This window comes from Sinorhizobium sp., from assembly GCF_059070375.1.
The window spans coordinates 1,508,272-1,531,288 of the sequence record NZ_JCACWC010000002.1 but is presented as its reverse complement, the minus strand read 5'-3'; the positions used below and the strand labels follow the sequence as shown (position 1 = coordinate 1,531,288).

Here is a 23,017-nt window from a genome sequence, read left to right as displayed (position 1 = left end):
AGGTTTTTCCGGTTTGTCGGTTATCAGTTGTAGGCGAGGCTTCTCAGTCGCGCGTCCGCCTCCGCGATCCGGCGGCCGTCCGTATCGAAGACATGCAGGGCCTCCGGCGGCGCGAAGAAAAACACCCTGGCGCCCTGCTCGATCCGCGGCAGAACATGGGTCGTCAGGAACAGGGTGTGGCTCTCGCTCCTGAGCTCCAGGATCCAGTTGCCTCCGGTCGGCAGAACGCCGGTCACGGTTGTCTCGCCGGAGAAGCTGCCCTTCGGCACATCCTCGATCCGCGTTGCATAGCCGATCGCCTCCGGGCGGATGCCGACGGAGCCTACCCCCGTGAGGTGCGGATAACGCGTGGCAAGATAGGCCTCCGCCTTGTCGGCCACGTCAGACGTGCCGGGCTCGCCGAAGGTCAATATGTTGATCGGGGGACTGCCGACGAACTCTGCGACGAAACGGTTCGCCGGGCGATCGTAGATGTCGTTCGGCGTGCCCATCTGCTGCAGAGTGCCTTCGTTCATGACGGCGATCGTCGTCGCGAGCGTCATCGCCTCCCATTGATCATGGGTGACGAAGACGATGGTGGTCTTGAATTCCTTATGCAGCCGCTTGAGCTCCGCCCGCATTTCCAGGCGCAACCGCGCATCCAGATTGGAGAGCGGCTCGTCGAGGAGCAGCACGCCGGGGTTGATGGCCAGCATGCGGGCAAGGGCCACTCGCTGCTGCTGGCCGCCGGACAGTTGCGACGGATAGCGGTCCCGGTATTTGGCGATATCGAGCGCCTGCATGACGCGCTCGACGCGCTCCTCCCTTTCCGCTTTGGGGAGCTTCCGCAGTCTGAGGCCGAAATCCGTGTTGCGCTCGATCGTCAGATGCGGCCACAAGGCATAGCTTTGGAAGACGAGGCCCATCTCCCGCTTCTCCGGCGGTACGAAGACCCCGCCGGCCACGCAGTCGACCACACGATCGCCGACCCTGATTTCGCCGCCCGACAGGTTCTCGAGGCCGGCAATCATCCGGAGCGTCGTGGTTTTCCCACAGCCCGATGGCCCGAGGAGGCACATGAATTCGCCATCTCGGATCTCGAGATCGAGATTGGACACGGCGTTTGCGGAATTCACGCCGTAGTTCTTCTGCGCACCGCGCAGGTTGATCGTTGGCATCAGCTTCCAAGTCCTTCTGCAAGATTTGTGCGGGTCAGCTTCTGGGCGATGAGCGTGCCGCCATAGGCGATGGCGGCGATGATGAGCACCACGGCATTCGCGGCCTGCGTGTAGTGGTAGTCGACCAGCCGCAACGAATAGGTGGTCAGCACATCCGTGCTCGGCACCGCCAGGATGACGAAAAGGCTGAGGCCCTTGATCCCGGAGATGAACGGCAGCAGCACCCCCGTCACGAGCGAGCCCTTCTGGATCGGAATGACGATCGAGATCATCCGCCTGAGCCAGCCGGCTCCGGCGACCTGGGCCGCCTCCTCCGGGTCCTTGCCGAGCTGCGTCATGGCCGAGATGCCGGCGCGCGAGGCGTAGGGCATCTGGTCGGCGATGAGCGCGAGAATGAGGATGATGACCGTGCCATAGAGCGCCGGCAATGGGCCGCGGGGAACCGCGAAAAGCGACAGATAGGCAGCGGCAAAGGCGATGCCGGGCACCAGATAGGGCAGGAAGGTCACCTGCCGAAGATAGACCGACAGGAGGCGCACCGGCGTGCGGATGACCACGTAGCCGACCAGCAGGCCGAGAATGCCGGAGGTTACCGAGGCGAGGCCGACGATCGTCAGCGTGTTCTTTGCAGCGTCCCAGAGATCGGGGCTCAAGAGGATGCCGGTCTTCAGGGCAATCGTGTCGAGATCCCGACCGATCCAGTAGTCCAGCGTGAAGTTGTCGAGCGTGAACCTCGCAGGCATCTTCATGATCGTCGACAGCAACAAGGTGAGGAGCGGCAAGCCTACGCTCAACAGAAAGACCGTGGCGGCGAATCCCGCCGCCGGCAGACGCATGCGGCCAAGGCGACTCTGCCGGTTCATCGACCCCTTCGAACCGATCGTGACGAACCGCCGTGCCTCGCGCACCAGCCGTGCATCGATCCACAGAGTGATGATGCCTATCAGCATGATCGAGCCGGCGATCACCCCGGCGACGCCCGTCTGGCGCGAGGCGATGCTGCGGAAGAGCGACGTCGAGAGAACTTCGAACTTGACCGGCAGACCGAGCACATAGGGCACGCCGAATTCGCCCAGGCACTTGGCGAAGATGAGCACCATCGAGGAGAGCAATGCCGGGCGCATCAGGGGCAGGATGATCTGCAGCGCCACCTGGTGGCGCCTGGCGCCGAGAATGCGTGCCGAATCTTCGAGCTGGGAATCGAAGCGCCTCAGCGCCGAGCCGAACAGGAGAATGACGAAGGGCGTATAGTGCAGCGCGAGGATGATGGTGATCGGAATCCGGCCATAGGCAAGCCAGTCGGGCGGCGTCAGCCCCATCGCTTCCAGCCATCCGGGCTGGCCGCCGACCGTACGGTTCTTGAAGAGCGTCGTCCAGGCGAGCGCGAAGGTCCAGGCCGGCAGCATGTAGGGCACGATCAGCGCGGTCGCGAACCAGCGGCGCCCGAACATGTCCGTCCGGCTGATGAGCCAGGCAAGCACAGTGCCGATCAGCAGCGACAGCGATATGGCGCCCACGGCTACCGAGAGCGTATTGAAGAGCGGTCGCCAGAACAGGTCCGCCGACACCGGCGAGAACAGCGCTCTGTCGAGATAGTAGAGCGTGAGATCGCCGACATCCTTGCTCAGACGCCGCTCGTGCCCGAACTGCACGCGAACGGCGTCGAGCACGATGGAAATGATCGGAACGACGATCAGGTATGTGAACAGCAACGCCGTCAGAACACCGATCAGGGTCGTGGGTTCACGCAGGGCAACCTTCAACCGATAGCGCCATGCCTGCCAGGCCGAAGGCGTGGCAGACCGGTTTTCGGCTGCCGCCTTTGCCGGTTCACTTAGAAGAGCCATTGTTCCTCCCATGGCCGCTTATGCTTGCTTCGCCGGCATCGATGTCCGTCACCGCGCGCTGAAGTCGTTTGCGGAAAGCTCGCTTCTGCTGCACCGCACCGGCAGCCCGCCTCCGTTCCTCCCGGCCATGCCGTTGCTGCGACGTCGCCGCCAACAGCTTCGCGGCGTCTCCTCCCCCTGAGACGAACGCGCCGTCGTCCGGCGCGCTGACGGAATGAAAATTCCAAATTCCGTGTCTTTATGGAACGTATGATCGATTCAGTCCGCCCGTTTGTCAATAGAAAAATGCACACGTGATCAGTCATCTATCATTTTGTATTTGTTGTATATTTTTGATAAGCACACGTGTTCATTTGCATTCCCGCTCCGCAATGGGCTCCATGTGCCTGTCGGGCCCGGGAAAGGCAGCAGGGATTGAAAGCCGGCCGGCCGCGGCCCGAGCAATTTTCCGCTTGGAACTTTTCGCGGTTCATGGCCTCTGATAGAGGGCTGATCGATGCCGAAAGGAGGACGGATGGCGAGGACTTTTGTGACGGCCGAGGAGGTCGCAAAACGTGCGGGCGTCTCGCGCTCGGCAGTATCGCGTACCTTCACTCCCGGTGCCAGCGTCTCGAAGACCGTCCGGCGCAAGGTCCTGAAGGCTGCCCGCGAGCTCGGCTATCGCGTCAATCGGCTCGCCCAGGTCTTGAACAATGACCGCTCCAACCTGATCGGCGTCGTCGGCGCCAATCTCTCCTCGCCCTTCATTTCCAAGCAGCTGGACCTGCTGAGCATCGGGCTCTTGCGCCAGGGTAAGCAATGCCTCCTTCTGAATGCCGCCGACGCCCGCCAGGACATAGCCCCTTTGATCGAGCTTCTGTTCGAGTTTCGCGCCCAGGCGATCGTCGTTCTCTCCGGCGAGCCGCCCGCCTCGATCGTCGATGAATGCATCGCCAATGGCGTGCGTCTCATCCTCATCAACCAGCGTCTCGACCGCACGGACACGAACATGGTGCTGAGCGACGACTCCCACGGCGCCGACCTCGCGGCACTGCGGCTGATTGAGGCGAAGTGCAAAAAAGTCGCCGTCGTCACGAGCGGCAGCCAGACCCCCGCCCAGCTGCGGCGCGCGAAGGCCTTCACGCAACGAATGCAGGCCGAGGGCGTGGACGTCGTCGCCTGGTCGGGCGGTCCGACGAGTTACGAGTCCGGGCTGCAGGCGGGGCGTGAGCTTCTGGTCGACAAGGCGATCGACGGTGCCTTCTGCGTGACCGATCTTCTGGCGCTCGGCTTCCTCGACGCGGCGCGGCTGGAAATGAACCGGCGGGTACCGCAGGACGTCTCTATCGTCGGCTTCGACGACATTCCGCAAGCCGGTTGGAAAAGCTACGGGCTCACGACGGTTGCCCAATCCTTCCAGGCCCTGACGGAAAAGGTGCTTTCAGCCCTGGACAGCGACGAACCGGAAACGCGGATGCAGGTCGTGCCGGTAGCCCTGGTGGAGCGGCAGACGGCGCGCTAAGGCCTGTTGATTCGGGCACGTCCGGATGGAAGACGCTGCGCACTCTTGCTGGAAGTGCTTCAGCTTCAGACGGCCTGGCGGATGCGGCTCTCGATCAGGAGGCCGCTGCCGTCGAGGATCGGGTGGGCAACCGAGGCGACATGGGCGTTGATCCGCTTCAGGTCGCGCAGCATGTCCAGATGCAGCGAACTCGTCTGCATGCTGTCCAGCCTCCCTTCGCGCAGGCGCTGCAGGTGGCATTCCGCCGATTGCTTCTCGAGCCGGCGCACCTCCTCCTTCACCTCCACGAGACGGCGTGCCAGCTCAGCGTCGCCGGTCGCGAAGACAGCCTGGGCCATGCGCAGGTTGTCGAGCGTGATCGCGAAGAGCCTTGCGAGTTCCCCCTGGCCGTCCTCGGAAAAGCGCAGGCCGAGGCTGATCTTCTTTGCGATCTCGGGATGCAGCCCCTTCTCGATGATATCGCCGATATGTTCGAGGTTGATGGCATAGTCGACGATATGCCGGGCCCGGCGGTGATCGTCTTCCGTCATATCGTCCTTGCCCACCCTCGACACGTAGAGCTTGATCTCATGCTGGATCCGGTCCACCCGCCCTTCGAGCATGCTGATATCCGCAAGCATCGAGAGGTCGTTCGTCTTGAGCGCGTCCAGGGCCCGCACCAGCATGCTCTCGATCAGGTCGCCCACCGCCATGACCTCGCGACCGGCACCGGCAAGTGCGGCGACGGGTCTCGCGAGGGCCTTCATGTCCAGGTAGCGTGGTCCGTTGTCGCTCTCCGCCTCCTGCGGGATGAGGCCGGCCGTCAGCCGATAAAGGAGAGGCGACACTGGAAAGGCGATCAGCGCCACGGCCAGGTTGAACAGAAGATGGGCATCGACGGCGAGCTTTTGCGGCGAAAGCCCTGCCAACTCCATGAATTCCGCACAATAGCCGGCCAGCGGCAGGGCGATGGCGCAGCCGGTTGCCCTGACGATGAGGTTGCCGATCGTTACGCGCCGCGCGCCTGCGGAAGCGCCGAGCGTCGCAAGCACCGGCGGCACGGCCCCGCCGAGGTTGGCACCGAGGACAAGAACGACGACGAGCGCGGTCGAGATGCCGCCCGCGGAGGCCAGCGACAGGATGAGCACCACGATGGCGAGACTGGAGGAGGCGAGAATGGCGAGTGCGGCGGCGAAGATCAAAGCCACCGGCCAGGCATTGTCGAGCATCGCCAGGAAGGCGCGGAGTGCCGGCGACTGCAGAAGCGGATCGGTCGCCGCTGAGAGCAGATGCAATGACAACAGCATGAGGCCGATGCCGACGACGGCGCTGCCGGCGCCGTTGCGCGCGCCGGACCGCGCTCGGGCGAGGGCAACCCCGGCGAGAATGAGCAGCGGCGACAGCCAGCCGAGACCGAGCGCCACGATCCACGCCGTGGCGGCCGTCCCGACATTGGCGCCCAGCAACACGAGCTGTGCCATCGCCGGCGCAATCAGGTCCTTTTCCACGAAAGAGGCGACCATGAGTGCGGTCGCAGTCGAACTCTGAAGGGCCACTGTGGCGACGAATCCTGCAGCGAACGAACGCAGCCCGCCGCGCGTGCCGGCGGCGAGGCCGGTCCTCAGCCGCGCGCCCCAGGCCCGCGACATGCCGTCCTTGACCTGTGCCAGTCCGTAGAGCAGCAGCGCGACCGCGCCGAAGAGATTGATGCCGACAATGGCCGATTCCATGAGCCCACCCTAACCTGCCTGCCAACGGGTTGACGCGACGGTGCCCTCTCTTCCAGCGCCGCATAGGCCATCCGACCACTCATGCCGGAGCGTCTTGCTGCACGGGATTCGACGCAACGACGATCTGCGTCTCGCCATTTTCCGCGCGGTCCAGAAACAGACTCAACGCTCCAAGGAATATGGCCAGAAAGCCTTTCACCGAACTGTCGTGTCGGCTCCTCGCCTCGCATCCGAACCTTTCGGCGAGAAAGCGATAGACGGGCAGCCGCGATTTTTCGATATGCGGCAAAGCGAGCGATGCCCCCTGCCGAAGGCAGTACCAATCGGCGACGAGCTCGATCATCGGCAGGCTTCTCAGCTCGGCGATGTCGATCGCCGAAGCGTGCACCAAAGCGGACAGAATCGGAGCGCCGCCGGCGCTCTCTTCGGTGAAGAGACACGCGATCTCCTCGAGCGTGACGTCTGCCACGCGCTCGACGACTGCCGGCGGCCATTCCTCGGGAAAATAGCGGTGGCTCACCAGTGCCCGCTTGTGTGCCCTGAGAAAGGCTCCGTAAGTGGAGCTTGAAAAGGCGGCCTCCGGCTCTTCGCCGAGCAGCGCGACTTCTCGTTCATAGGCGCTGCGGAGCCGCTGGTCGGCAGGCAGTCCGGACAGCTCAACCGTCTCCATGACGACGCTCCCCTCTCCCGGATGCGCGATCTTGAAGGCCGGCGGAAAGGCTACGAGCGACGGGACCGCAATATTGGTGAGCGACCGGTCGCCGTTGCCGCGGCGCGTGACGCCCTCCACATGAAGGTGCCCGCTGAAATGGAGCGACAGTCCGGCCGCAAGCAGCGCCCGCTCGACATCCTTTCGGGGTGTGCGCCTGGCGATGTTGGTCTCGCCGAACAGCGCTGCCTCGGCGCCGGTCGCGCCATCGAAAGGGTCGAGCACCGGATAGTGCGAAAATGCAAGCAGAGTCTTCCCGAGCCTCCGTGCCCGTGCGCAGACGTCGGCGATCCAAGAGACGACAAAAGGCTTGCAGCGGATCATCGCATTCCAGCCGCCCGAGGTGCTGTCTATGAAAGCCGCTTCCTCACCCCATTCAAACGTCCCGTTCACGGGTTCGAAGACATTGGCATCGATCATCAGCAGCCAGAGGCCGGGCTCGGGTTCGACCAGATAGGACGCGTCCATCAACTCGTAGCGATTGCTGCCGTCCGGTGAGGCCACCCCGTATCGGCGGTCTTCGACCGCATCGGAGGTGCCGAACGGGGTCTCCCAATGGAGATATTCGGGCCTGCGGAAATAGCCGAAGGCCGCCATCGGATCGAGGCCCGCCGGATAGCCTTCGCAATACATCCGGTCACTGACGGTGACGCCGCTGCCCGCGCCGTTCGCATCGCTGGTGACGAGAATGCCCCGGCCGTCGCGGCCGAGGAATTGTTTTGTGTGATGCCTGCCCCGCGGCCCGAAGATGTCGTGATTGCCGGGAAGCGCATAGAACGAGATGTCGAACGCATCGGCGTGCTCATGGAGAATGTCCCGCAGAGCGCTCGTGGTCGCGCGTTGGCCGTCGTCCGTATAGTCCCCGAGCAGCACGACGTGACGGATGCCGCGCCGGCGTACCTCGGCAAGGGCCGCCAGAAACGCTTCCGCGCTTTCATTGAAGACGCGTGTGGATTGCCGGGTGTCCGCCCAGCTGCGCATGGTGATTTCCCGACCCTCGACGGCCACTCTCGCAAAGCCGAAATCCGTTTCGACATCGTGGAAATGGGCATCGGCTATTACGGCGACGGCCGGCAGGGTACGCTTCAGCATGGCCTCTCCTTCTGCCGTTCGCGCTCGATCATGTCGATCCAGGCGGAGGCCCTCCTTGCTGCCTCGTAGAGCATCGGCTTCGGCGTCTCGAACCATTCATCCGGCATCAATTGCCTGCGCGTGCGGATCGCCGCCACGGCATCTTCAAGCGTCGGGTAAAGGTTCGGTTGCTGCTTGTGGAGGAAAAGCGCGACGAGCGAGACGGAACGGCTTCGTCCGCCGCGGCAGTTGACGAGAATGTTTCCGCCGTCCCGGAACGGATAGGTGGGCCGCTTCGGCATCGACTGGCGAAGCGCACCGTCGAGGATGTAATAGGCTCCCAGCATCATGGTTTCGGGGCTGCCCTCGTCATCGATCATGCCGATCTTGTAGTAGCGTATTGCCGCGAAGCCGGACGCCCTGCGCTCGCCATCTGCCTCGTCGGAAGGCCCCTCGACATAGTTGATGTCGAGGTTGATGGCACAATTGACGACGGCCGTGATGCCGTTTTGTCGCAGAAGCCCCAGATCGCGCGCGCCTTCGCTGCCGCCGATGTAGAGAGCGGAGCCGTGCGGCCCCAGTCCCTCGGCAATCAGGCTGATAGCCGGTCGGGTATGGACAGGTGCATCCATGCAGTCTCCTCTTCGCGGCCACGCCGCGTCAGCCTCCAATACGCCAATCGGCCGGTCCGCGCGCTGCTCAGGCCGGAGCCGTCTGCCGGTCCGTCGGCATCGCATATGCGGCCAGGGGTATGTTCGAGGCGCGGCTCGTGTCCGATGCGAGGCCGGGCGCCACGGCAAGAGCCGGGCCACCGGCATCCAGGCTGCCGATCTCGAGGTATGGGCAGACGACTCCGCCCGCCTCGCTCACGAGCAGAAGGCCGGCAAGGCAATCCCAGGAATTCATGTGCAGTTCAATATAGCCGTCCGAGCGGCCATCAGCGACGTAAGCGAGCGCCAATGCGCCGGAACCGGCGCGGCGAACATTGGCGCCCATCCCGAGCAGCGCTTCCATGACGCCGAGATAGGCCGTGTTCGGCACGCGCATCGACCAACCCATTTCCAGCGACGCAGCGTCGAAGCGGGCGGTTTGGGCGACCCGGATGGGAACGCCGTTCCGCGTCGCGCCCGCCCCTCGGCGCGCGAAGTAGAGCTCGTCCAGCGCCGGATTGTAGATCGCGGCGATCTCGGTCGCCCCGTTTTGGACAAAGGCGATCGAGATGCAGAAATGCGGGATGCCCCGCGCGAAATTCGCGGTGCCGTCGATGGGATCGACCACCCAGACCCGGTCGCTTATCGCTCCCCCGCCCTCTTCGCCAAAGAAGCTGTCGCCCGGAAAATGCGCGGCAAGCGCGTGGCGGATATAGGCCTCGGAGGCGGCATCCACTTCGGTCAGGAAGTCCTGAGGCCCTTTCATCGAAACGTTCTGCCTGGCCTCGCCATGAAACCCTTTGAGGGTCAATGCGCCGGCTGAGCGAATGATCTCGCGACAAAGTTCTGCACGACTATCGAGGTCATCGGAATAGGGCTGTCGACTCACCGGCGCTTCCACTTCATTGCACACGCGCGCAATATTGCACACGTGTTCATCGCATTCAAGCCCGATCGGCCAAAGTTCGCGCTCAGGATCTCGGCCTGCCTTTTTGCGGACCTACTGGACCCAACAACGCCATTACCGACGTGGAAGGCGGGGCCGTAGGCTTCCGGACCACATAGCCTGCATCCCCGAAGCAATCAGCAGCTCACGCAACGGATCATTGTTGGACGTTTTCCCGCAAAGCAAGCTCTGTTCCAAGTCCGACTAGAATGGTGCCGCCAGCGCGGGAGACGGGGCTAATTTTGCGGCATATTTGTAAATTTAAATTTGCAAATCCTTGCAATACATGTAGAAAATACGGCACGTAAGATAACAACAATCGGATTTGCAGCGTCTCCCCATGCTTGTCATTCTCGCCGATGATCTGACGGGTGCCCTCGATTCAGCGGCCCCGTTTGCGGGCCGCGGCCTTCATACGGAAGTCGCTCTCGCCCTGAACTCCGTGAATGCTGCACTGGCGGACGGACCGGACATCCTCGTCGTCAACGTGAAGTCGCGCGAGGTTTCCCCGGATGAGGCGCGCCAGGCAACATCTGACGTCCTGAAGCACGTCCCCGAAGATGCGCGGATTTTCAAGAAGGTCGACTCGCGACTGAAGGGCAATATCGAGGCCGAACTCGACGCTACTCCTTTTTCGCGCGCCCTTGTCGCGCCGGCCATCCCCGATTTCGGCCGTATCGTGGTCGGCGGCCAGGTCCGGGGGTTCGGTGTGGAGGCGCCTATCCCGGTCGCCCAAAGGCTCGGCCGGCATGCGGCTCGGGCATTGGTCCCCGATACCATGTCGCGCAAGGACATGCTCGCCGCATTGGCAACCGCCGAGACGGCCGGCTGCGATCTCATGATCGGTGCGAGAGGTCTTGCCGATGCACTTGCCCACCGGATGACGGATAGCGAAACGCTGCCGCTGATCCCGCTGCCCCGCAAGCCGATATTGATCGTCGTCGGATCGCGCGACCCGATCACCGTCGAGCAGGTCGACGTGCTGCGCGATAACCGCCCCGCCGAGTATATCCCGGCGGTCGGAGGCAGGGTGCTGAAGCCTGGCACCCCGGCAACCGGGCCGGTGACGATCATTCAGGCGGTCGAAGGCGAGACGCCGCTCAGCCCGGCCGAGGTCTCCGCCAACTTGGCCGACAGCGTCGTTCCGGCGTTCACCGGCGCGGCCACGACCCTGCTTCTTACCGGTGGCGCAACGGCCGAGGCCGTGCTGGCAAGAATGGGCGTTTCCCGTTTCCGCCTCCTCGGCGAATGCATGCCCGGAATGGCGCTGGCCTTCGCCGACGGCCGCTATATCATCACCAAGTCCGGCGGCTTCGGCGGGCCGGATACGCTGAGCCACATCGCAAGGCAAATCACGGGGGAGGCGAGATAGACGATGGGACTGCAGGAAGGGACCCCCCGCAAGGGCCTGCCCGACATCGTGTTCGAAAGAATGCACCGCGCGATCAAGTCCGGCGCCTATAAGCCGGACGAGCGTCTGCCGACGGAGCACGAGCTGGCGACGGAGTTCGAGGTATCCCGGCCGATCGTCCGGGAGGCGCTGAAGCGCCTCAGGGACCAGGGGCTCATCTATTCCCGGCGTGGCGCGGGCAGTTTCGTGAGAGCCGTGGGCCTTCGCGAGCCGCTCGGTTTCGGCCAGCTCGAAAACGTCGCCGATCTCCTGAACTGCTATGAATTCCGGCTGACGCTGGAGCCTGCGGCTGCGGCCGCGGCAGCGCTCCGGCACGACGAGACGAGCCTCGCATCGATCCGCCGGGCACTCGAACTGCTGCGCGACGCCACCAACCGGCAGTCCCACCGGGAGGATGCCGACTTCCAGTTCCATCTTGCGATCGCCCGTGCTGCCCAGAACAGCTACTTCTCGACGGCCATGGAGGCGCTGAAAGAGCACATCGCCGTGGGCATGAAGTTCCATGGCATCTCGGTGAAGCGAGAGGCCAGCGGCCTCTCCAGGGTTTTCGCCGAGCACGAGGCGATTGCCGATGCCATCGCCGCCGGCAGTGCGGAGGAGGCCCGCATGCTGATGCTGAAGCATCTGACCGGATCGCGCGACCGCCTGTTCCTGGCCTCACAGTAGAGGCAGAACCGGCCGGGGAAGGCGAAGGGAAGGAAGCATCTCCCCAATCGCAACAGGCCTTAGAACGCCGCCCGATAGATCTCCAGCACATCCGCCTCCCTCATGTCGACCGGATTGTTGTCCATCAGCCGCCGGATCGCATGCGCATCGGCGGCAAAGCGCGGCAGGTCGGACTCCTTCGCGCCATTGGCGGCCAGAGACATCTCTATTCCGAGGCTGGCGCAGAAACCTTTCGCGGCCGACAGCAGATCACGTTGCGAGAGATCTTTGCCAAGCCCCAGGGCATCCGCGACTTCCGCCGTCTTTGCCGCGACGGCCGGCTGGTTGAAGGCGAGCACATGCGGAAAGATGATCGCATTGGCGAGGCCGTGCGGCAGATGCAGCAGCGTGCCGAGCGGATAGGATATGGCGTGCCCGGCCGCCGTGTTGACGGGACCGAGGCATATGCCGCCGTAATAGGATGCCAGCATCATCCCCTCGCGCGCTTCGGTATCTTCGCCGTCGCGCACGGCACGGGCGAGATATTTGCCGACGAGGTTGAACCCCATGCGGGCGAAGCCGTCGATCATCGTATGGGCCTTGCGGTTGGTGAAGGCCTCGACGCAGTGGGCCATGGCATCCACGCCGGTCGCCGCGGTGACGGCAGGCGGCACGCTGTAGGTGAGTTGCGGATCGAGCACGGCGAGATCGGCGATCATGTGCGGACTTTCGACCGCGATCTTGCTGCCCTTGCCCGGGTCGGTGATCAGCGAACGGATTCCGGCCTCAGAACCCGTGCCGGCGGTCGTCGCGACCTGCGCAAGACGCGTGTTGCGGCCGGCCACGCGATTGGGCCCGGCGACATCGGCGAGCGATTGCCCGGAGTCCCAGAGCGACGCGACCAGCTTGGCGACATCCATCACCGAGCCGCCGCCAAGACCCACGATCAGGTCCGGGCGAGCTTTCCGCGCGGCATCCAGCGCCGCCTCGAGTGTCGCGATATCCGGTTCGCCGGGGATCGCGTCGAATAAATCGACCTTGCCCGAGAGCTTCAGGCTGTCGGCAAATCCAGACGTGACCGGCGTCGCGATGACCAGGGTGGAGCCGACCTGACCGGCCCAGGCGCCGACTTCCCCGATGCTTCCGGCGCCGACGACGAGTCGGCGCGGCTGATGGATCGTGATCATGACGCTGCCTTTCTGCTTGCCTTGCCGTCCACGAGTTTGCGCGCATAGGCGATCGCGGAATTCAGGTTGCCGTGATTGGCGATACCCTTTCCGGCAATATCGAAGGCAGTCCCGTGATCGACGGAGGTGCGGTCGATCGGAAGATCTACGGAAACATTGACCGCCGTATCGAAGGCGACCAGTTTGATCGGGATATGACCCTGGTCGTGATATTGCGCGACCACCAGATCGAAGCCTCCCGAATAGGCGCGATGGAACACGGTATCGGCGGAGATCGGGCCCTGCACATCGATGCCTTCTTCACGCGCGGCCGCCACCGCAGGCCCGATCTGATCATCGTCTTCCGTGCCGAACAAGCCGTTCTCGCCGCAATGGGGATTGATGCCGGCGACCGCGATGCGCGGGTGCTCGTAGCCGATGCGCTTCAGATGCGCGTTGCCGGCGCGGATCGTGGCAAGAACCCGCTCGGTGGTGGCGCGGCCGATCGCCTCCTTGAGCGACACATGGGTGGAGACGTGAATGACCTTGAGTCGCTCGGAGGCAAGCAGCATATAGGCGGCGCTCGATCCGGTCAGGCTGCGCAGCATCCCGGTATGGCCGTCGTAATGATGGCCCGCCCTGTTGAGTGCTTCCTTGTTGATCGGCGCCGTGACGATGCAGCCGATGTTGCCTGCCTGGGCATCGCGGACCGCGCGCTCGATGAACCGGAAGGCTGCGTCGCCTGCCACTGCCGAAAGGCTGCCCCAGGCGAGCGGCGCGCCCTCGACCGGAAGGTCGACGACATAGGGCTGAAGCTCGACCGAGAGGCCAAGTGCCTCCCTTGCAGCCTCAAGCGTCGCAAGGTTGCCGTAGATGCGGGTCGCCTCCCGGTCCGCAGCCGACATCTCAGCAAGCGACCGGACCGTGATCTCCGGTCCGACGCCACAGGGATCGCCCATGGTGATGCCGATAATCTTGCTCATCTGTTTCTCCCCTCGTCGGCCCACCCGGGCGGCAGACGGACATATTTGATTGCGCGCCGATGGTAGGTGTAGGCGACGTGCAGACTGCCGTCGTCCCCTTCCAGGAGCCACGGATAGGACATTTCCTTGTTGTGTCCGTCGGTCGAATTGTTGGAAAGGCAGGTCCCCGGACCGTCCTCGATCACGATACGGTCGGGGAAGGTGCGCCCGCCGTCGGCCGACAGGCAGACGCTCACCGGCGCCCGCGGCACGCCCCAGATCGGCACACATCCGCCTGAAGGATCGGCGTCGGGCCGGCCGTCGTCGTCTCCGAGCTCGTCGTAAAGCGATGCGCGCCGGTCGGCCGAAAGGGCCGCATTCACCGGATTGCAGATCATCGCCAACCGGCCGTCCCCGAGCCTGCCGACGGCAATCGAGGAATTGTTGTTGGGCACGTCGGTCGGCGCCGGGAGGCTCCACGTCCGCCCGCCGTCGACGCTCTCGACGCGGTAGACCTGGTCCGCCTGGCGGCGGCGGAAGAAAGCCGCGTAGCGGGTGTCGCCGACAGCCACCGGGCTCATGTGCACGCAACCGATCGAACCGGCGAGGTCGGCGAGCTGCCAGCTTCGGCCGCCATCGGTCGAAATGCCGACGGCCGCATTGTCGTGACTGCCGTTCCACTTCTGACCGGGGCGCTGGATGCAGCGAAAGATCGGCAGCAGCCATGCCCCGTCATCTCTGATGACGAGCGGCGCGCGGATGAAGCAGCCGCGCGGCAGGTCGAGATAGCGCCCCTCGGAAGCGGCAAGCCTGGTCGGATCAGCGGCATCCCTCTCGATTGCGGCCATGCGAATGCGGCATTCGTCCTGGTTGCCCGAGGGCTGCGACGTGTGGAAAAGCCAGAGCCGCCCGTCGGGCGCCGTGAACAGCACCGGGTTCTGCTCGGAGTGCTCGGCATCGAAACTCAGCCGCTGCGGCTCGCCCCATTGCGCGGCGCCGGGGGCGAGCACCGACGCGAAGATCGAAATGTCGGATTTTCCCTCGAGCGTCCCACCGAACCAGGCACAGACGAGACTTCCGTCCTCGAGCCTGTGCAGAAAGGCTGCGTGGTTCTGCACCATGGGCGAGGGCAGGAGCGATTCCAATCGCCCTCCCCCGGTCTCCCGGAGCTTGCCGGTCATTGCGTTTGCGATTTCGTCAGGCGTCATGAAAGCCTCCTCATAGATCGGACAATCGCGGAATTTCGAAAGTTGTCAAGTTTTCTATTTTTAGACGGCGCATTCTTACTCGCGTTTGACTGTCTACATGTTGCTGTTTTTACGCTATTTTTTCTGTTTCAAAATTTTTCATTCCAGACTGACGGCGAAAATAATTTGACAAACTTGATAAGAAATCGGATGGTCTGGGCAATTCGGGCGGCAGAAGGGCGCTTAGCGGCGAGGAGGCTGATTGCCGCAGCCCGCATGGAGAGAGGCGAACGAAGTCGCCGCGCCACACACAAGATCCTAGAGGGAGGAGAATGCAAATGAAAAGAACACTGATTATGGGAGCCCTGATGCTGGGCTCCGCGCTCGCCCCGGCCTTCGCGGCATCCGGGCCGGTCAAGATCGTTCTGCCGGAAGAGGCGGACCTGCTCGAACCCTGCATGGCCACGCGCTCCAATATCGGCCGCATCATCATGCAAAACGTCAGCGAGACCCTGACCGAGCTCGACCTTCGCGAGGGCAAGGGCCTGATGCCACGCCTTGCCGAGAGCTGGGAGCAGAAGGAGGATGGCAGCTGGCGCTTTCACTTGCGCAAGGGCGTGAAGTTCTCCGACGGCACCGACTTCAACGCCAAGGACGTCAAGTACAGCTTCGACCGCGTGATGAGCGACAAGAATGCCTGTGAGTCGCGCCGCTATTTCGGCGGCATGAACATCAAGATCGACGTCGTCGACGACACGACCGTCGATTTCACGGTCGATCCGGTTCAGCCGATCCTGCCGCTGCTCCTGTCGCTGCTGACGATCGTGCCGGAAGAGACGCCGATGGAATTCGTGCGCGAACCCGTCGGCACCGGCCCCTACAAGCTGACCGACTGGACGCCCGGACAGCAGATCGTGCTTTCCGCCCGCGACGACTACTGGGGCGAAAAGCCCGAGGTCACCGAGGCGACCTATCTGTTCCGCGCCGATCCTGCGGTCCGCGCCGCCATGGTCCAGACCGGTGAGGCCGATCTGTCGCCGTCCATCTCGCAGACCGAGGCGACCAACCCGGCCACCGACTTCTCCTATCTCGACAGCGAAACCGTCTATCTGCGCATCGACCATAATATCGAGCCGTTGAACGACGTCCGCATCCGTCGCGCTCTGAACCTTGCAATCGACCGCGAAGCCTTCCTCGGTACGCTGGTGCCCGACAGCGCCGTCCTCGCCACCGCGATCGTTCCGCCGCCGACGCTCGGCTGGAACCCCGACGTGAAGGTCTTCCCCTACGATCCGGAGCAGGCCAAGAAGCTCATCGAAAAGGCCAAGGCCGATGGCGTCAAGGTAGACACGCCGATCACCATTATCGCGCGTACCGCGAACTTCCCGAACGTGACCGAGATCATGGAGGCCATCCAGGCGCAGCTGCAGGAGGTCGGGCTCAAGGTCGAGCTCAAATTCGTAGAAGTCGCCGAGCACGAAGTCTATTATTCGAAGCCCTTCAAGGAAGGACGCGGTCCGCAGCTGGTTGCCGCGATGCACGACAACTCGAAGGGCGACCCCTCCTTCTCGATGTTCTTCAAATACGACTCCGAAGGCACGCAGTCGGGCTTTTCCGATCCGAAGGTCGACGACCTGATCGCCCGTGCCTCGGCTGCCGTCGGAGACGAACGCGCCAAGCTCTGGTCCGAGCTCATCGCCTATGTCCATGACGACGTGGTGGCAGATGTGCTGTTGTTCCACATGGTCGGTTTCTCGCGGGTGTCCGAGCGACTGGACTTCAAGCCCACGATGGCGACGAATTCCATGCTGCAGCTCTCCGAGATCAAGATCAAATGATCTGAACCGCGGACGAGCGGCCATTCGAAATGAAACTTCCGGCGGCGGGACCCCCGCCGCCTCATGCAAAATCGAGGGCTGCCATGCTCAGATTCATCCGCCAACGTGCGCTCGCAAGCCTGATCTCGCTCATCGGCCTGATCGTCATGGTATTCTTCCTGTCCCGGATGACCGGCGACCCGGCGGCGCTGTTTCTGCCCGTCGAAGCCTCCGCCGAGATGAAGGAGCAGTTCCGCGAGCTGCACGGACTGAACGATCCGATCCTCGTCCAGTTCGCCCGCTATGTGGGAGATGTCGTCACCGGTGATCTCGGCGAATCCCTGCGCAAGGCCCGCCCTGCGCTCGATGTCGTCCTCGAAGCCTTCACCTGGACCCTCTGGCTTGCCGTCATCACGATGACGCTCGTCACGGGAGCGGCGATCGTCGTCGGCTCGCTGGGTGCCTTCCGCTCCGGCGGTTTCTTCGACCGGCTGTCGTCGATGGTCTCGCTCATCGGCGCGTCGGTTCCGGATTTCTGGCTGGCGATCGTCGCCATCGTCATCTTCTCGATCAACTTCGCGATCCTGCCGACATCCGGCACCGGATCGGTCGTGCACTGGATCCTGCCGATCGCGGTTCTCTTCGTCCGCCCCTTCGGCATCATCGTCCAGGTGGTGCGCGGCTCCATGGTCAGCGCACTGTCCTCGGCCTACGTGAAGACCGCACGGGCAAAGGGCGTGAAGTCCGGGCCGATCATCTTCATCCACGCTCTGCGCAATGCGATGCTGCCCGTCATCACCGTAGTCGGAGACCAGGCGGCAAGCTTGCTTAACGGCGCGGTCGTGGTCGAGACGATCTTCGGCTTTCCCGGCGTCGGCAAGCTCATGATCGATTCCATCCTGCAGCGCGATTTCAACGTGGTGCTGGCGGCGATCCTCGTCACGGCCATTGCGATCTTCCTCATGAACGTGCTGATCGATCTCGCCTATGCGCTGCTCGATCCTCGCATCCGGCACTGAGGAGGCGACGGACCATGACCCTGGCAACCACCAACAATGTCATCGCCGCAGAGCCGTCCTTTCCGATACGCATGTTGCGCATGCTGCTGGCGGACAAGTTCGCGCTTTGCGCCGCGATCTTCCTTCTCGTCATCCTCGTCATAGCCGTCATCGGCCCGGCCTGGCTGGGCGACCTGGCGACGAAGCAGAACCTGCGCGGCCGCAATCTGCCGCCATTCGACTGGACACGCGCCTGGGTCTGGTGGATGGGCGCCGACGCGCTCGGCCGTCCGCTCTTCGCCCGCATCATCGTTGCGGCCCAGAACACCCTGATGGTCGCCGCCGGCGCCGTGATCCTGTCCTCGGTGATCGGCACCGTTCTCGGCCTCATCGCCGGCTTTTCCTCGCCGCGCATGAGCCAGATCATCATGCGTCTCGCCGACGTGATCATGTCCTTCCCGTCTCTGCTGATCGCGGTGATCGTGCTCTATGTGCTCGGCTCCTCGATCCTCAACCTCATGCTGGTGCTCGCCATCACCCGCATTCCGGTCTATCTGCGCACCACGCGGGCCGAAGTGCTGGAGATCCGCGAACGCATGTTCGTGCAGGCGGCCCGGGTCATGGGCGCCTCCAGCAAGCGCATCCTCTTCCGCCACATCCTGCCGGTCGTGCTGCCGACGCTGACGACGCTCGCCACCCTCGATTTCGCCTATGTCATGCTGGCGGAAAGCGCGCTGTCCTTCCTCGGCATCGGCATTCAGCCGCCGGAAATCACCTGGGGCCTGATGATCTCGCAGGGCCGGCAATATCTCACCAATGCCTGGTGGCTCTCCTTCTGGCCCGGCCTTGCCATCATTCTCACCACCATGTCGCTCAACCTGCTGTCCAACTGGATGCGGATCGCGCTCGATCCGGTACAGCGCTGGCGTCTCGAAATGAAGGGCGGCAAAAATGGCTGAACATCTGCTCGAGGTCCGTAACCTCTCCGTCGAGTTCCACACCGCGACCGGCGTGGTCCATGCGGTGAAGTCGATCTCCTATCACCTCGACAAGGGAGAGACCCTCGCGATCCTCGGTGAAAGCGGTTCCGGCAAGTCCGTCTCCTCCTCGGCGATCATGAACCTCATCGACATGCCGCCTGGCCGCATCAGCGCCGGCGAAATCCTGCTCGACGGCAGGGACCTGCTGACAATGCCTGCCGAGGAACGGCGCGAGGTCAACGGCCGCCGGGTCGCCATGATCTTTCAGGATCCGCTCAGCCATCTCAATCCGGTCTACAGCGTCGGCTGGCAGATCTCGGAAGCCATGACCACGCACGGGCTCGCCGGCAGCAAGGCGCGCGAAGAGGCGCTGCGGCTCCTTCGCCGCGTCGGGATTCCCGAGCCCGAGCGGGCAATGCGCAAATATCCGCACGAATTCTCCGGCGGTCAGCGCCAGCGCGTCATGATCGCCATGGCGCTGGCGCTCCGGCCGGACCTCCTGATCGCCGACGAACCGACCACCGCGCTCGACGTGACCGTGCAGGCGGAAGTGCTGAAGCTTCTGAAGGAGCTTCAGCGCGAAACGGGCATGGCGGTGCTCATCATCACCCACGATCTCGGCGTCGTCTCCGAGATCGCCGACCGGGTCGTCGTGATGGAAAAGGGCGCCATCGTCGAAGCGGGAACCGTGCGCGAGATCTACAAGAACCCGCAGCATCCCTACACGCAGAAGCTCATCGCCGCCGCGCCCGGCAAGGGCGTGATGCACGAACCCGGCGCGCGCGCCGAACCCCTGCTCAGCGTGCGCGACGTGCGCAAGACCTACGGCTCCTTCGAAGCGCTGAAGGGCATCTCCTTCGATCTCATGCCCGGCGAGACAATGGCTGTCGTCGGAGAAAGCGGCTCCGGCAAATCGACGCTTGCCCGGGCCCTTTTGCGTCTCGACGAGCCGGATGGCGGCACGGCGCTCTGGAAGGGCCGCGACCTGTTCGCGCTTTCGCCGGCTGAGCTCTACAAGCTCAGGCGCGACCTCCAGATGGTGTTCCAGGACCCGACCCAATCGCTCAACCCGCGCATGACGGTCTACCAGCTGATCTCCGAGGCCTGGGTCATCCATCCGGACATCCTGCCCAAGGCGAAATGGCGTGAACGCGTGGCGGAGCTCCTGGTGCAGGTCGGCCTTTCGGCCGAACACATGAGCCGCTATCCGCACCAGTTTTCAGGCGGCCAGCGCCAGCGAATCGCCATTGCCCGGGCGCTTGCGCTCGAGCCGCAGCTGATCATCTGCGACGAGGCCGTTTCCGCGCTCGACGTCTCCGTCCAGGCGCAGGTGATCGAGCTTCTCGACAGGCTGCGCCGCGAGATGGGGATCGCCTTCATCTTCATCGCCCATGACCTGCCGGTCGTTCGCGATTTCGCCGATTACGTCATGGTCATGCAGCAGGGAGAGGTCGTCGAGCTCGGCACCGTCCGCGAGGTCTTCGATACCCCGCGCCAGGCCTATACCCGCGCCCTTCTCGCGGCCAGCCTCGATCCCGATCCGGATGCAAAGGCCGGCCACCTCGCATCGGTGCCGGCCGAGGCTGCCGGCATTCCCGTCCCAAAGCGGAGTCACTGATGTCCAAGAAAGCGTTCGTCGCCCTCGTCACCTGCTTCAACGAGGACGAGACCATCAATTACGAGGCGACCCGCGCCCAGGTGCGCCGTCAGGTCGCCGCCGGCAACAATATCATGTGCGCCGGCACCAATGGCGATTTCACTGCGCTCACGCACGAGGAGAAGATCCGGCTCACCGAGGAAGTGGTCGACGAGGTCGGCGGTCGCGTCGATGTCATCGTCAATGCCGGCATGCCCGCGACCTTCGAGACGCTGCAGCTCGCGCGCGCCTTCGACCGCATCGGCGTCAGCGGCATCGCCGTCATCACGCCCTTCTTCATCGCCTGTACGCAGGACGGCCTGATCCGGCACTTCTCGACGGTCGCCGATGCCGTAGAGACCCCCGTCTATCTCTATGACATTCCCTCTCGCACCCAGAACCATATCGAGCCGGAGACGGCTCTGAAGCTTGCCTCGCACGGCAATATCGCCGGGATCAAGGATTCCGGCGGTGCGCAGGATACGCTCGAGGCCTATCTGCAGGTGGCGCGCGACGTCCCGGGCTTCGAAGTCTATTCCGGGCCCGACCATCTGGTTCTCTGGTCGCTGCAGAACGGTGCGGCCGGCTGCATTTCCGGCCTCGGCAATGCAATGCCGGAGGTCCTCGCCGGCATTCTCAGCGCGTTCAACAACGGGAACATTGCCGAGGCGGAACGCCAGCAGGCACTCTACACCGCCTTCCGCACCGAACTTTACGCCCTCGGCTTCCCGCCGGCCTTGGTCAAGCGCTCACTTTACCTGCAGGATCCCTCCGTCGGGGCCTCCCGCCAGCCGGCGCTGCTCCCGAGCGAGGAGCAGGACGCAAGCATTCGGGAGATTCTGGTGCGGCACCGGCTGTTGTGAGGCGCCCCGAGCCGTTCATCTCGAACGCTCTCGTTTTCCGGATCGGTACAGGACCCATCCGGTAATCAGCATTGAGGCTCCCCAGAGCAGAAAGCCTGTGTCCCAGTAGAGCCACTGGTCGCGCGGCACGGTTTCGTTGACGTGATGCAGGCCGAGAATCTGGTGGTTGACGGTGCCTTCGATCAGGTTGAAGGCACCAAACCCGATGAGGAAGGTACCGGCAACAAGCTTTGCCGACCAAAGCAGGGGCGTCCGCCGCCCACGGCGCCACAGGACGATCAGACCCAGCACGACGAAGACGTATGTGGCCACATGGAAGAGGCCGTCGAAAAACGTATTCAGCCTCAGATTTTCCAGGCTGTCGGGGGGAAAGCCTGCGCTGCTCAGCATGTGATGCCACTGCAGCACCTGATGCAGAATGATGCCGTCGAAGAAGCCCCCGAGCCCCAGGCCGAGGAGGATCCCGGCCGCAGCGGGAAATTCTCCGTTTTCTTTTGCGGTGTCGTCCAATATTTGTACTCCGCTCAGCAACCACTCACAGAATGCATTCTTTCGAAATATTTATTAATTGATCAGTTTGATGAAATGTACTTTTCATTCCACCTAAGCTGTCTTAGTATTCTCCACGTCAGTAGAAGCGGTCAGCCGCGTTAGTATCTCACGATACAACATCCGGTCGGGAATTGCTGGCATGCGATCGCGCAGACCGCAGCCCGACGGATCTTTCTGACCTCGCCTTCAGCAAAGTTGACGTCGAACTCCGGGGCGCTTCGCTCACGGACAATCCGTGAATTGGATTGACGGCAACTTTGGAGAGACTGATGATTATCGACATTAGCTGCTACCCGACCAAGATTGTGGATCTGGCCTGGCGGCACGATGGCGAGCCTTTTACAGGTGAGCGCCTCCTCAAGATGATGGACGGCCCTTATTATGTGAACGGGAAGCCGCGCCGCATCGACAAAGCTTTCATCCAGCCCCCGCAGGGCAACACCATTTACACCGACGGCTACGGCGATCTGACCGGCAAGGCGGCGATCCGGGACTACATGTCCTACACCGTCGAGCTCGTTCAGAAATATCCGGACCGCTTCCTCGGCTGTTTCGTCTACAATCCGCGCTACGGCACCCAGAACGGCGCCGAAGAAATCGAGCACCACGCCAAGGAATACGGCTTCAGGATGGTGCAGCTTCAGGCGAACATGCACGCCTACCGCCCCGACCGGGCGCTCGACTGGCTGCGACCCGCGATGCGGAAATGCGCCGATCTCGGCCTCATCGTAAAGGTGCATACCGGCGACGGCCCCTACAGCATCCCGACCGAATTCTATCCGATCATTCGAGAGTTTCCGTCGGTCAATTTCGTCCTCGGGCACTTCGGCGTGCAGACGGGTGGCGTCTATGTCTTCGAGCCGTTCCAGATGGCGATGGATGCGCCGAACATCTATGTCGAATCCGGCTGGTGCCTGCAGTCGCGCATCGTCGAATTCGCCAAGGAACTGCCGAAGCACAAGATCCTGTTCGGCACCGACACACCCCCGAACGAGCCGGGAATGTGGCTGCGCCTTCTCGAGGTGCTGTGCCACGAGCCGCCCCAGGGGCTGAACCTCGACGAGGATACGCTTGAGGACTACCTCGGCAACAACATCGCCCGGATGATCGGTCTCGATCCGACGCCGCCGCCGCGCAGCCTGGAGGAGGCACAGGCCCGCCTCAAGGGCACCCATGCCAGCCTTCAGCCGGCATGAGCCTTCCGCACGCG

19 protein-coding genes are annotated in these 23,017 nt (G+C 63.4%); 9 read left to right on the top strand and 10 right to left on the bottom strand.

Features of this window, described 5'->3' with window-relative positions; all coding sequences use genetic code 11:
• Window positions 1–23: 23 nt before the first annotated feature.
• Together AC5J09_RS11650 and AC5J09_RS11645 are read right to left on the bottom strand one after the other, a co-directional pair.
• Window positions 24–1,157 (bottom strand): ABC transporter ATP-binding protein, encoded by a 1,134-nt coding sequence (locus tag AC5J09_RS11650; RefSeq protein WP_100670815.1) that lies wholly within the window; start codon window positions 1,155–1,157, stop codon window positions 24–26.
• Window positions 1,157–3,004, bottom strand: a complete 1,848-nt coding sequence (locus tag AC5J09_RS11645; RefSeq protein ID WP_324764338.1) for an ABC transporter permease — start codon at window positions 3,002–3,004, stop codon at window positions 1,157–1,159. Before AC5J09_RS11645 ends, AC5J09_RS11650 begins: the two co-directional genes overlap by 1 nt.
• A gap of 514 nt (window positions 3,005–3,518) precedes the next feature.
• On the opposite strand from AC5J09_RS11645, the gene AC5J09_RS11640 reads away from it, so the two are divergent.
• Window positions 3,519–4,505 (top strand): LacI family DNA-binding transcriptional regulator, encoded by a 987-nt coding sequence (locus AC5J09_RS11640; protein WP_324764339.1) that lies wholly within the window; start codon window positions 3,519–3,521, stop codon window positions 4,503–4,505.
• A gap of 65 nt (window positions 4,506–4,570) precedes the next feature.
• On the opposite strand, the gene AC5J09_RS11635 is transcribed toward AC5J09_RS11640, so the two are convergent.
• From AC5J09_RS11635 to AC5J09_RS11620, 4 genes are all read right to left on the bottom strand, one after another.
• Window positions 4,571–6,214 carry a Na/Pi cotransporter family protein gene (locus tag AC5J09_RS11635; protein ID WP_324764340.1) on the bottom strand — a complete coding sequence of 548 codons (1,644 nt, stop codon included), beginning with the start codon at window positions 6,212–6,214 and terminating at the stop codon, window positions 4,571–4,573.
• A 79-nt stretch (window positions 6,215–6,293) separates the two neighbouring features.
• The gene (locus AC5J09_RS11630; RefSeq protein WP_324764341.1) at window positions 6,294–8,015 is read right to left on the bottom strand and encodes a metallophosphoesterase; all 1,722 of its coding nucleotides are present in this window, start codon (window positions 8,013–8,015) and stop codon (window positions 6,294–6,296) included.
• Entirely contained in the window at window positions 8,009–8,626 is a 618-nt protein-coding gene (locus AC5J09_RS11625) for a dual specificity protein phosphatase family protein (RefSeq protein ID WP_100670826.1), read from the bottom strand. The genes AC5J09_RS11630 and AC5J09_RS11625 overlap by 7 nt, the downstream gene beginning before the upstream one ends.
• Window positions 8,627–8,693: 67 nt before the next feature.
• Entirely contained in the window at window positions 8,694–9,533 is an 840-nt protein-coding gene (locus AC5J09_RS11620; protein ID WP_275599629.1) for an inositol monophosphatase family protein, read from the bottom strand.
• Between the two features lie 397 nt (window positions 9,534–9,930).
• On the opposite strand from AC5J09_RS11620, the gene AC5J09_RS11615 reads away from it, so the two are divergent.
• Window positions 9,931–10,962 (top strand): four-carbon acid sugar kinase family protein, encoded by a 1,032-nt coding sequence (locus tag AC5J09_RS11615; protein ID WP_324764342.1) that lies wholly within the window; start codon window positions 9,931–9,933, stop codon window positions 10,960–10,962.
• Window positions 10,963–10,965: 3 nt separating this feature from the next.
• Window positions 10,966–11,667 (top strand): FadR/GntR family transcriptional regulator, encoded by a 702-nt coding sequence (locus tag AC5J09_RS11610; protein ID WP_003532059.1) that lies wholly within the window; start codon window positions 10,966–10,968, stop codon window positions 11,665–11,667.
• Between the two features lie 59 nt (window positions 11,668–11,726).
• Here the strand turns inward: AC5J09_RS11610 and AC5J09_RS11605 are convergent, their stop codons facing one another.
• The 3 genes from AC5J09_RS11605 to AC5J09_RS11595 are packed head-to-tail and all read right to left on the bottom strand — an operon-like array spanning window position 11,727 to window position 14,982.
• Window positions 11,727–12,833: an iron-containing alcohol dehydrogenase gene (locus AC5J09_RS11605; RefSeq protein ID WP_324764343.1), complete on the bottom strand. Its 1,107-nt coding sequence runs from the start codon at window positions 12,831–12,833 to the stop codon at window positions 11,727–11,729.
• Window positions 12,830–13,795 (bottom strand): 4-hydroxythreonine-4-phosphate dehydrogenase PdxA, encoded by a 966-nt coding sequence (gene pdxA / locus AC5J09_RS11600; RefSeq protein WP_494297631.1) that lies wholly within the window; start codon window positions 13,793–13,795, stop codon window positions 12,830–12,832. Before pdxA ends, AC5J09_RS11605 begins: the two co-directional genes overlap by 4 nt.
• On the bottom strand, window positions 13,792–14,982 hold the full coding sequence (locus AC5J09_RS11595; RefSeq protein WP_324764345.1) for a sialidase family protein: 1,191 nt from the start codon (window positions 14,980–14,982) through the stop codon (window positions 13,792–13,794). The genes pdxA and AC5J09_RS11595 overlap by 4 nt, the downstream gene beginning before the upstream one ends.
• A gap of 317 nt (window positions 14,983–15,299) precedes the next feature.
• On the opposite strand from AC5J09_RS11595, the gene AC5J09_RS11590 reads away from it, so the two are divergent.
• The 5 genes from AC5J09_RS11590 to AC5J09_RS11570 all read left to right on the top strand — a co-directional run bounded on the left by AC5J09_RS11590 (window position 15,300) and on the right by AC5J09_RS11570 (window position 21,255).
• A complete protein-coding gene (locus tag AC5J09_RS11590; protein WP_494297630.1) occupies window positions 15,300–16,799 on the top strand; it encodes an ABC transporter substrate-binding protein in 1,500 nt (499 codons plus the stop codon).
• Window positions 16,800–16,882: 83 nt separating this feature from the next.
• Window positions 16,883–17,797: an ABC transporter permease gene (locus AC5J09_RS11585; RefSeq protein ID WP_003532054.1), complete on the top strand. Its 915-nt coding sequence runs from the start codon at window positions 16,883–16,885 to the stop codon at window positions 17,795–17,797.
• A gap of 14 nt (window positions 17,798–17,811) precedes the next feature.
• Window positions 17,812–18,735, top strand: coding sequence for an ABC transporter permease (locus tag AC5J09_RS11580; protein WP_324764347.1), 924 nt, complete (start codon window positions 17,812–17,814; stop codon window positions 18,733–18,735).
• On the top strand, window positions 18,728–20,374 hold the full coding sequence (locus AC5J09_RS11575) for an ABC transporter ATP-binding protein (protein WP_324764348.1): 1,647 nt from the start codon (window positions 18,728–18,730) through the stop codon (window positions 20,372–20,374). Before AC5J09_RS11580 ends, AC5J09_RS11575 begins: the two co-directional genes overlap by 8 nt.
• On the top strand, window positions 20,374–21,255 hold the full coding sequence (locus AC5J09_RS11570) for a dihydrodipicolinate synthase family protein (protein ID WP_275599618.1): 882 nt from the start codon (window positions 20,374–20,376) through the stop codon (window positions 21,253–21,255). The genes AC5J09_RS11575 and AC5J09_RS11570 overlap by 1 nt, the downstream gene beginning before the upstream one ends.
• Before the next feature lie 15 nt (window positions 21,256–21,270).
• Here the strand turns inward: AC5J09_RS11570 and AC5J09_RS11565 are convergent, their stop codons facing one another.
• On the bottom strand, window positions 21,271–21,765 hold the full coding sequence (locus tag AC5J09_RS11565; protein WP_324764350.1) for a DUF2243 domain-containing protein: 495 nt from the start codon (window positions 21,763–21,765) through the stop codon (window positions 21,271–21,273).
• Between the two features lie 311 nt (window positions 21,766–22,076).
• Here AC5J09_RS11565 and AC5J09_RS11560 point away from each other — a divergent pair, with 311 nt between their 5' ends.
• Window positions 22,077–23,003, top strand: a complete 927-nt coding sequence (locus tag AC5J09_RS11560; RefSeq protein WP_324764351.1) for an amidohydrolase family protein — start codon at window positions 22,077–22,079, stop codon at window positions 23,001–23,003.
• The last annotated feature ends 14 nt before the right edge of the window (window positions 23,004–23,017 follow it).